We start from the raw sequence: 9,449 nt of genomic DNA on the forward strand, positions 1-9,449 counted from the left end.
GGAGGTCGTCGGCCAGAGCTTGGTGTCGGCGACGCTTAATACAGCGGCGTATGGGGGGAGTTTCGGGCAAGCCCTTGAAATGTCGGCAGTGAGCAACGTCGCGGCTGTAGGAGCCGGGGTGATTGGTCAGTTCAATCTCGATCACGGTTTGACTAAGGATGGGCTGCCGGGACAACTAGCGTACGTTGGCATGCACAGCGCGCTGGGGTGCGCTGCCAGCGCGGCTGAGGGGACGGGGTGTGCGGGTGGGGCCATTGGCGGGGCGGCTAGTGCGTTCTTCAACAGCAAGGTCGATCAGTTGCTGGGCGGTGATACGCCTGCTGCACTGCAGACGACGATTTCGATGCTAACTGCTGGGGGGCTGGCGGCGGTAGCGGGCGTCAATGTGCAGGGCGCAATGACGGCGGCGGAAAACGAGACACTGAATAACTACCTCAGCCATCGACGCCCGAGCCCTATGACGCCGTCGGAGCAGGAGCGCTCCGACCGTGTCGCTGCTGCGTGTTCAAGCGGAGATAGCGACGCTTGCAAGGCCGCCAGGCAGTGGGATGCACTGTCTCAAAAGCGCGATGCAGATTTAGCGAGTGCTTGTGCGGGCGCCTTCAGCAGTCCGGCCTGTCGGTCGCAGGTTGCCGCGGCGCTGGCGGCCGGTAATGATGTGCACGCCGTCAACGGCACGATGTACGCGTTCGACCCGAACGCGCCGGCGATCAAGAACCTGCCGGACAAATACGCGGGCATCTACTCGGGCTCGTTCGATGGGCAGATCGCCCAGAGCACTGCCGATGGGCTGCAACTTGTGCCGGTCGAACTGCCGGGTGTGGGATTGCTCGGCAAGATTGGCAACTGGTTTGGCCTTGGCACGGCGGACGCGAGCCGCTTAGCGGGGCCGGTGACGACATCGCTGGATTCGTCGGCAGGGGCTGCCAACTCCGTAGCAACAAATGGTGTGGGGGCTTTCGAAACGCTGTCTGCTAACGATGTCCGATTCTCCCAAAATACCGTATCGTTCAACAAAACAGATCGTCTGACGGGAGGGGCGTACACCTATGATGATTTGGTTCAGAGCATGAGAACCAATGGCTGGCAGGGTGCTCCGGTTGATGTAGTCGAGATGCCGGATGGCAATTTGACAAGTATGGACAATACACGTATTGCTGCCGCTAGAGAGGCTGGAATCAATGTTCAGGCCAATGTTCGTGGCTTCAATGACCCACTGACTTCAGAGGAGCTAAGTCGTTTTGCTAAGCCGGAGAAAGGCTTTAACCCAAAAACCTGGGGGGAGGCAATTTCGGGGCGCATTGGCAGCCAAACGGGAGGGTTCGGAAGGGTGAACCCCAACGGTGCATATCAGCCACCTCGCATAACTGGTAAACCTGGGGGGTAATGATGGAGCGTTATCTTTTTAATGAGGAGCAGTTGCCTAATGGGTTTCTGTTTCCTTGCTCCTTTCTTGAATTTGTGGCCAGAGATCCAATTCCCGATCTGGAGCCATGGTGGTTTTTTTGTAAATTCAAGGATCATGCTGATGCTTGGATAAATGCGCTTCGGCGGTTATATCCGAATCGACATTTAATTCCATTTGCAAAGATGCAGGATTCTGATGATGTCGCTTGCTTCGATGCGAGCGGACCATCCGTTGATCCACGGGTCTATTATGTTCATGCGTACGCCTCTCCCGGATGGGAGGACCGAGGCAGCGTTACCAACTTTACTGAGTGGCTTAGGGCGGCAGAGGAGGAGTCTCGCCGCTATAAATCAGAAAATCACGATGACATATGACGGCTACTCAACGATAAAGCTGGGCGGAATGTAATCAGCTAGCCACACGCCATTTTCTGCAAGAAAGAACTTGAAGCCTTGTTGGTGCATCCTCAGGGCTTCTATCTTGAGCGTTGATGGGGCTCCATATCTTTTGCCGACAGCAATGGCAGTTTGCCTGTCTTGCGATAGGTGGACATGATGGCGAGCGCCAGGTTTAATGCCTTCTTCTCGAATCGAGTGAAGAAAGCGTGTCGCCGTGCCGTGGTAGAGGTGTTCTGGAGGCTCCTTTTCGGGGTAGCGCAATCGAACATCTGTTGTCGAATGTCCTTGTAGGGCTCGGATACGCTGGCCATCGTTGGAGATGGTGAACCTCCTTTTGTCGTTGATTGCTACCACCGTTTGAATAACGCTGCGATTTATTTTATGGCCTTGTTTGTTTGCGCCAATGATAAGGGAGTCTATGTCCCCCCATCCTTGATCGTCAAGCTGTAAACCTATGGCGTCTGGCTGGTGACGGAGGACATAACTCAAGAATTTACTAATTTCGTTAAGGCGATTCTCTTCTGTGCCCATTTATTACGTTTCCTGGATCATGATCGAGGCAAGGTCAATACTACTCCTGCAGGCGGCGTCCGGGTTGGCGAGATGTATGCGAAGTGACGTAGATGGCTTCTGACGGATCAGCGCGGGGAACAATCTACAGATCAACGCGGGCAGTCTCACGAACATCGGTAGCCTGATTTCAGCCGGCACGAGCGCAAAGATCAATGTTGCGGGCCCCGTCGTCAACGAGGCACAGACTCTGAATGCCTATTGGCACTCGCATTGGGTGCAAGAGACGGGGGACTTCAGCGACGATAAGCGTCATGACATTTGGGCCTGCGGTTCGGCAGCCGACTGCACGGCGCTGTATGGCGACGCGTACACGCGCACAGGCGGCGTGATTGATCCGCCGCAGCCGGTGGGCAATATCGCTGCAACGATTCAGGCGCCGAACCTTTCGATCACCTCTGGCGGGGAGATTCAAAACGTCGGGAATGTGCTGGGCACGTCGGTGGCGCTGACGGGGCAGAAGCTCATCAACGGCATCACGAAAGCGAACACGTATACCCCGCTCGTGAATGCACCGTCGCAAGTCATTGCGCTGAGTCCGCTGACATTGCCAGGGCTGCACGTGTTGCTGCCTCACGTGATGGGAAGTGGTGTGCCCGAGAAGTTAACGGCAGGTAAGGCGTCGTACTTCGATGCGCCGCTTGCAAGCTCCCCTGGCTATAGCGCGCAAAGCCTGCTCGACAAATTGCCGTCGTCGCTTCAGCCGGGCACGACGCTGTTCTACTACAACCCGCAGGAAGAAGACCTGCTGTTGCAACAAGTGGCGATGCAACAGACGGGCAAGGCGACATTCGTCGATGGGCTCACGTACGACAGCGAACACCAACTGTCCGTGACGGAGCAGGAGAAGGGCTACCTATACAAGAACGCGCTCGACTATGCGAAGGCGAATGACCTGAAGCTGGGTCAGGCGCTGACGCAAGCGCAAGTAGGCGCGCTCGACAAGCCGATGCTCTGGTACGTACAGCAGAGCGTGCCAGATCCCAGTTGCACGACGACAGGGGTAGCCACGTGTCCGACGGTCACCGCGTTGATGCCGCAGGTGTATTTGCCTTCGAACACGCAGGCACTTGCGGCGGGCGGCAACATCATCGGCAAGGACGTGACGCTCGACTTCAAGGGCGATGGGCACGGCAGCATTCTGAATACCGGTAGCGTCACGGCGTCCGATACGCTGACGGTCGAGACGCCTTCGCTAACGAACGAAGCGAATCAGGTCGACGTAGGCCAGATCTGGAGCAAGGTCAAGGGCGGGTACATCGATACCACGGGCACGGTGGTGCAGCCGGGCGGGTTCATGAGTGCAGCGAACATGAGCCTCGATGTGCAGACGCTGAACCAGATCGGCGGTGCGTTGCAGAAGCTGAACGCCGATGGCGTGGTCGACGATGCGGGCACGAAGCAGTTGCTTGCCGCACTCGGCCAGCAGTTGGGGGGCAACTTCACGCAGCAGACGCTCACGGATCATCTGCATACGGACTTCGTGAAAGAAGAGAGCGGGCTGCCGATGGTTGTCGTTGCGGTGATTGCGATTGCAGCTTCGATTATCACGATGGGAGCGGCGGCGGCATTAGCGGGCGTCGCGATGACGACGCTGTCGGTCAGCTCGGTCGCGATCGGCGCGCTGGGTGGCATGGTTGGGAGCGCGGTGAGTCAGTTGGCGTCTGGCCAGGGCCTGAACTTTGGCGAGGTCCTAAAGAGCGGTGCGATTGGCGCATTGACAACGGGTGCGTTCGCCGCACTGGGTGCCGGTACGCAAAGCTTGCAGCAGCTCGGCAGCAAGATTGCCAACAACGTTGGTAGCGTCACGTTGTCGGACCTTGGGCAGGCGGTGGGGACGATTGCCGAGCGCGGGGTGGTGACGGCGGGTATCGATACGGCGGTCGAAGGGGGTAGCTTTGGGCGCGCCTTCGAAAACAGCGTGATCAGCGATGTTGGTGCGGTCGGTGCAGGGGCGATTGGTGCTGCGTCGATGAACAAGGATTCGGTGCTTGCCGAGGGCAGTCCCGGCTATGTGCTAGCGCATGCGGGGCTCGGTTGCGCACTGTCGGCGGCGAGCGGCACGGGGTGTGCAGGTGGGGCCATTGGGGGAGCAACGAGCGCTATCGTGGCACCGCTCGTTCGTGACGCGCTGTACGACGGGAACGAAACCGTCAAATACGAGCAGGGCGCTGATGGCTCGCTCGTGAAGGTGACGACCTACGACAACAGCACGCTGAACGGGTTGACGACAGCAGCGTCGACGTTGGCAGGCGGTGGGCTGGCTGGCGCGGCCGGGCAGAACAGCCTGGGCGGGTTGGGTGCGGCAGAGAACGAGGTCCTGAACAATTCGTTGAGCGATAAACTCCAGTCGCTGAAGAATGCGGTAACGGGTGCAGCGAACTCGGTTACATCGAGCTTGGCCTCCGGCGGGAAGCGTGCGGCGACATGGATGGCTTCACCGGACGGTCAGTTGACGATGAACATGATATCAATGGCCGGCGAATCGTCCGGTGCTGCAGGGGAGGAAGAGGGTATTATCGAGGGAGCGGAGAGCGTGTTTGCAGCGGATGAGGCTGCACTAGCAACCCGCGCTGGCGGCGCTTCTACTGTGTACCGAGTGCAGGGTGGCGTGATGCCCGATGCAAGCAAGACGCTTATCACACTCGATGGTAACGGCAACCCGATTATTAAAAATGGGACACTGAACGTCAGTATTGGCGATGCTTCGCATGCACAGTATTTCCAGACGTTGCGCCCTGGTAGCACGGTGACTTCGTTTGAAATACCTTCGTGGATGGATGATTTCATTCAAGAAAATGCAATTCCTCAATGGGGCTATAACAGTAACCCTTTGAATCAAAATAAGCTGGCTCCAAAGATTGTTGATCCAACAACTCCTGGTCGCTCTTACGAACTCCCATCTCCATGGGGACAGTGGCTGCAGGAAAATGCGATTCCGGGATCAGGGAAGGTGAAATGACAAGTCTCGAAAAAATTTTAGGGTCGGCTCCCGCTGAATTGCTTGACCCACAATACGCTGTTGCTGCAGTGCGTCACAAAGGAATCATTCATTGGCTGTTGACAAATCGCGACAACTTGGTGCTCGACTGGAAAAAATGGCGAGATGAGTTTGTTGCGGCGGGCTACGAAGTTCCTGATTTGAGCGTGGGGGTGGTTCAAAGGTCAGGCATTGTGGTTGTTGATCAAAATACAATCGATGAATTTATGAGTGTGCCAGAAGTTCATAAATTGAGTCTTCAGTTTTTGCGGCAGGCTCTCTTGCAGAGATTCCCTGGTGCGCAGTCATGGTGGGATGTGGGCTTTCTGTTTCCGATTGCCTTCGTTGATTTTGATAACAAGCGCTTTGCTGGTTTTTATCATGATGGCCCGCGCCTGGAACGCTATGTTCCTTACGGGTGGGTGGGTGAGTTTGTGGACTTCGCTAATACCTACCCTGAAGAGATATTTCCGTCGGCAGACAAATTTTGGATCGTGGACGGCAGAGATTTGCTCCATGAACTGAACAAGCGTGGTCGTGCCCTGGAGGCCAGCCGCGAAAACGCTGACAAGCCAGATTAAACACTCGGGCTGGCTCTAGGAGTCAACGCCGTAGGGACGCTCAACAGGCAGCAAAGCTCGCGCAGATTCCAAATCCCCTTGGACAACAAGCGCATGAATGCGGTGTGCCAGTGGCGTCACGTCGGTAATGTGCTGTATCCACTCCCGCACGTAGAGATCGACGGCCTGCTTGCTTAGGCCGATCTGAATAGCTCGATGTGTCTGCGGCTGTAAGAGCAGGTCCCGCTCTGGATCCCACTGGATGCGCACAGGAGCACTTTCCTTCGCATGCTGCCATTCTTTCTGACTCATCGACTCGCCTGGATGACTTGGGCAGCTATGGGCTAATGCCCACTGGAAGCCTTGGTGCAAAATATCAATCGCAAGGATACGGGCCTGCCCGGCGTCCTTCAGCGCCCAACCGGAGCGGTACATCATCCAAAGGAACGATGGCTTTATCCACGTCATCCGCTCCATCTTGAACGGTGGTGAAACGAACGTGCCATGCATCAGAGCGGCATCGGCGATGGCATCCGAGTACGCTTGATACACCCTGATGGTGCGATCGTCGTACGAGGCGCGGATTTGGCGGGGTGGAATGGGTCCTATTTTATCTGGTATTTTCATATTTTACGTTAAGCCCATATGCCACTTTAGTGGATCATAAAGGATCCCAGTCTCTGAAGTGCTGAAGCAGCCACAAGACGGCGTAGGATTCGAAGGAATGGGGTGAAATAAAAAAGACGTAAAGCGCTAAAGACCATACCAAACCGCTCATTCCGCTGTATAAGCGACCCAGCGATAAGCTGAGCGACCGTGCTTTTTACCAACTCAAATCGGCCTCTCTGCTTGATGCTGCACATCGCGCCCCCAGCTTCGGTCCAATCCTAGCACTTTAAGGGTGACTGCAGAATTGACTTGGCGACGAAAGGTTTGTTGGGGGGGCGCCGGGCATTCTCGTAGATGGTGAACTTCGCGTCCGTTAAATTTGGCCCGCTAGCCTATTTCACCCTGGACCAAAAATTTTTAACGCTTGGTACGTCCCTTATTAAATAATGAACGAGACGGCAAGTCAAGTCAGCCATGGGTGTTACCCACCCCACACCCCACCGTTCCCCCGGTCTTGATTTAACTAACCAGCCAATTAAACTGGATCCGATGAACCGGAACGCGCTCGCCTTGCGTAAGCCATTGGGCTGCCGTCGCACTGCGGCGGGCATCGGCCGCGCGTGCGCGCCACCCGGCTCTTTGCTGGAAAAGCCATGACCCATCTGCGTGTCATGGCCGCCCGCCTTTTGCCCTACGTCATTGCCATCGCACTCGCCGTTTGCCACCAAGCAGCCCCCCCACTTGGCAGGGCTATGTCGAAGGCGAATACGTCTATCTGTCGTCGTCCCAATCGGGAGCGTTGACCCAACTATCCGTGCAGCGAGGACAATTCTTTTGACCTGCTATTTGCACAGCGGTAGGCAACCGCAAGGCACATTAAGCGTTCTGAAATGAGCATCCAACTCCATTGCGGTGGGGTTTCCATTAGCGTCGCGGATTGTATGCGCTATCGCATGCACTGCGGCAATCTGGTCAGCAAAACAGGAATTGAATTTTTTGGCATCCGCCAGCGCTCGTGCTACCGCCCAAGCAGCACGCGATCCAGGTTTCAACAAGGACGTTGCCCTAGCCATCTACGCCTCCCCGGTTTTTTGCCCCCTTAGTGCCTCGACCTCGGCTTCCATGATCTGCCGAGCGGCCGCATCACCGATCAGACGAGGTAGGTAAGCCTCGTTCCACGCGGTTGCGGCCTTATGAGCAGCATCAAGCATCCTGTCTCTCTGCTCGGGTGACTCGAGGTCTAGGGCAGTCGCTACAGCGTTTAGGACGGCCGTCTCTCGACTAGATAGCAGCTCAGAGACTTTCATAATACTCTCTCGTTTTATAAGTAGAAACTCAACAACCGCGATTCCTAATGCGATTAGTGGGCCAAAGTTCAGCAAAGTTCGTAGGGCTAGGGCGGCGGCAAAACTTGTTCCGTGGGATCGGAACATTTCTTCCGCATTGCCGGGCCACGTAGCACCATTCAGCAGTTCTATCCACTGGCGCCAGACCAGTGCGTACAGCCATAACACGAAACATAGCAGCAGGTAGCCGGCTAAAAGTCCCCCATATGTCCGGACGCGCACAGAGTGCACACTTAGCGCAGGACGTGGCGTAGCTCGGCTGATCATTGACGTGTTTCCCCTTGGCTGCGCGAAGCTAGCTGCGATCCACGCTTCCTTCACGTCGGAAAATTCAGTTGGCACACCTTATAACGGTGTCTAGCCGATAATTTTGATGTCCGTCAAAGTGTCGCCGCCTAGATGTCTGCCAGATTGGCAATCTGGTGGCCAATTTTATGCTCAAAATAGTCGGAGGGTTAGTTTGTGTAGGCGGCTGAAGAGATTTTTTGATAATAATATTTTTCGATCGCTAGGCCAATTTTATTATTTATCTTCATACTTTAATTGGGAGGGTCACTTAGCCAAATCCCGAATCGGGCGGGGGAGATTCAAAACGTTGGGAATGTGCTGGGCACGTCGGTGGCACTGACAGGGCAGAAGCTCATCAACGGCATCACGAAAGCGAACACATATACCCCGCTCGTGAATGCACCGTCGCAGGTCATAGCGCTCAGTCCGCTGACGCTGCCAGGACTGCACGTGTCGCTGCCTCACGTCATGGGTAGCGGTGCACCCGAGAAGTTGGAGGCAGGCAAGGCGTCGTATTTCGATGCACCGCTTGCAAGCTCCGCGGGCTATAGCGCGCAAAACTTGCTCGACAAGTTGCCGTCGTCGCTTCAGCCGGGCACGACGCTGTTCTACTACAACCCACAAGAAGAAGACCTGCTGTTGCAGCAAGTCGCGCTTGCGCAAACGGGCAAGGCCGCCTTCGTCGATGGACTCTCGTATGACAGTCAAAACCAGCTGTCAGTGACTGAGCAGGAGAAGGGTTACCTGTACGGGAATGCGCTCGACTATGCGAAGGCTAATGGCCTGAAGCTAGGTCAGGCGCTGACACAGGCGCAAGTGAGCGCGCTGGACAAGCCAATGCTCTGGTACGTGGAGCAGACCGTGCCGGATCCCAGTTGCACAGCGACCGGCGTAGCCACGTGCCCGATGGTAACGGCGCTGATGCCGCAGGTGTACCTGGCGGCCAACGCGAGCGCGCTGTCGGCGGGCGGCAACATCGTGGCGAGCGACAGCCTGAAGCTGGACTTCGGTGACGCCAAGAGCGGCGGTAGCGTGTTGAATACGGGCACGATCGCGTCGGCGGGATCGCTGACGGTCAATACGGGAACGCTGACGAATCGCGCCAATCAGGTTGACGTTGGGCAGGTCTGGGCCAACGCCGGCAAAGACGTTGACGCGGGGTACGAGGAAACCACGGGCACGAGGGTGCAGCCTGGCGGGTTCATGAGCGCCGCGGCGGGGCAGATGTCGCTGAACGTGGCACAGCTCAATCAGATCGGCGGCTTGCTGCAAGAGGTCAATCCGGACGGC

The 9,449-nt window shown here is 56.5% G+C and carries 5 protein-coding genes and 2 pseudogenes; 5 read left to right on the plus strand and 2 right to left on the minus strand.

Annotated elements, in window-relative coordinates; translation table 11 throughout:
• Together D7S89_RS26865 and D7S89_RS26870 are read left to right on the plus strand one after the other, a co-directional pair.
• On the plus strand, nucleotides 1–1,387 hold a 1,387-nt coding region (locus tag D7S89_RS26865; RefSeq protein ID WP_245983350.1), incomplete at its 5' end, for a DUF6862 domain-containing protein.
• Nucleotides 1,388–1,389: 2 nt separating this feature from the next.
• The gene (locus tag D7S89_RS26870) at nucleotides 1,390–1,782 is read left to right on the plus strand and encodes an SMI1/KNR4 family protein (protein WP_121281911.1); all 393 of its coding nucleotides are present in this window, start codon (nucleotides 1,390–1,392) and stop codon (nucleotides 1,780–1,782) included.
• A 3-nt stretch (nucleotides 1,783–1,785) separates the two neighbouring features.
• Here the strand turns inward: D7S89_RS26870 and D7S89_RS26875 are convergent, their stop codons facing one another.
• The gene (locus tag D7S89_RS26875; protein ID WP_121281907.1) at nucleotides 1,786–2,337 is read right to left on the minus strand and encodes an RNA 2'-phosphotransferase; all 552 of its coding nucleotides are present in this window, start codon (nucleotides 2,335–2,337) and stop codon (nucleotides 1,786–1,788) included.
• Nucleotides 2,338–2,443: 106 nt separating this feature from the next.
• Between D7S89_RS26875 and D7S89_RS26880 the strand changes: the two are divergent.
• A pseudogene (locus D7S89_RS26880) lies at nucleotides 2,444–5,338 on the plus strand (DUF637 domain-containing protein); the annotation flags it as partial.
• The gene (locus D7S89_RS26885; RefSeq protein ID WP_147426784.1) at nucleotides 5,335–5,937 is read left to right on the plus strand and encodes a group-specific protein; all 603 of its coding nucleotides are present in this window, start codon (nucleotides 5,335–5,337) and stop codon (nucleotides 5,935–5,937) included. The pseudogene D7S89_RS26880 and the gene D7S89_RS26885, both read left to right, overlap by 4 nt.
• Before the next feature lie 15 nt (nucleotides 5,938–5,952).
• Here the strand turns inward: D7S89_RS26885 and D7S89_RS26890 are convergent, their stop codons facing one another.
• On the minus strand, nucleotides 5,953–6,543 hold the full coding sequence (locus D7S89_RS26890) for a DUF4291 domain-containing protein (RefSeq protein WP_121281909.1): 591 nt from the start codon (nucleotides 6,541–6,543) through the stop codon (nucleotides 5,953–5,955).
• A 1,889-nt stretch (nucleotides 6,544–8,432) separates the two neighbouring features.
• Here D7S89_RS26890 and D7S89_RS26905 point away from each other — a divergent pair.
• Nucleotides 8,433–9,449: pseudogene (locus D7S89_RS26905) on the plus strand (DUF637 domain-containing protein); the annotation flags it as partial.

The organism is Trinickia fusca (assembly GCF_003628145.1).
In the GTDB taxonomy this organism is placed as follows: Bacteria; Pseudomonadota; Gammaproteobacteria; order Burkholderiales; family Burkholderiaceae; genus Trinickia; species Trinickia fusca.

Excerpts from the sequence above, each read along its gene's own strand:
- D7S89_RS26890 (WP_121281909.1), bottom strand. The coding sequence starts at position 6,543 with ATGAAAATACCAGATAAAATAGGACCCATTCCACCCCGCCAAATCCGC.
- D7S89_RS26885 (WP_147426784.1), top strand. The coding sequence starts at position 5,335 with ATGACAAGTCTCGAAAAAATTTTAGGGTCGGCTCCCGCTGAATTGCTT.
- D7S89_RS26870 (WP_121281911.1), top strand. The coding sequence starts at position 1,390 with ATGGAGCGTTATCTTTTTAATGAGGAGCAGTTGCCTAATGGGTTTCTG.
- D7S89_RS26875 (WP_121281907.1), bottom strand. The coding sequence starts at position 2,337 with ATGGGCACAGAAGAGAATCGCCTTAACGAAATTAGTAAATTCTTGAGT.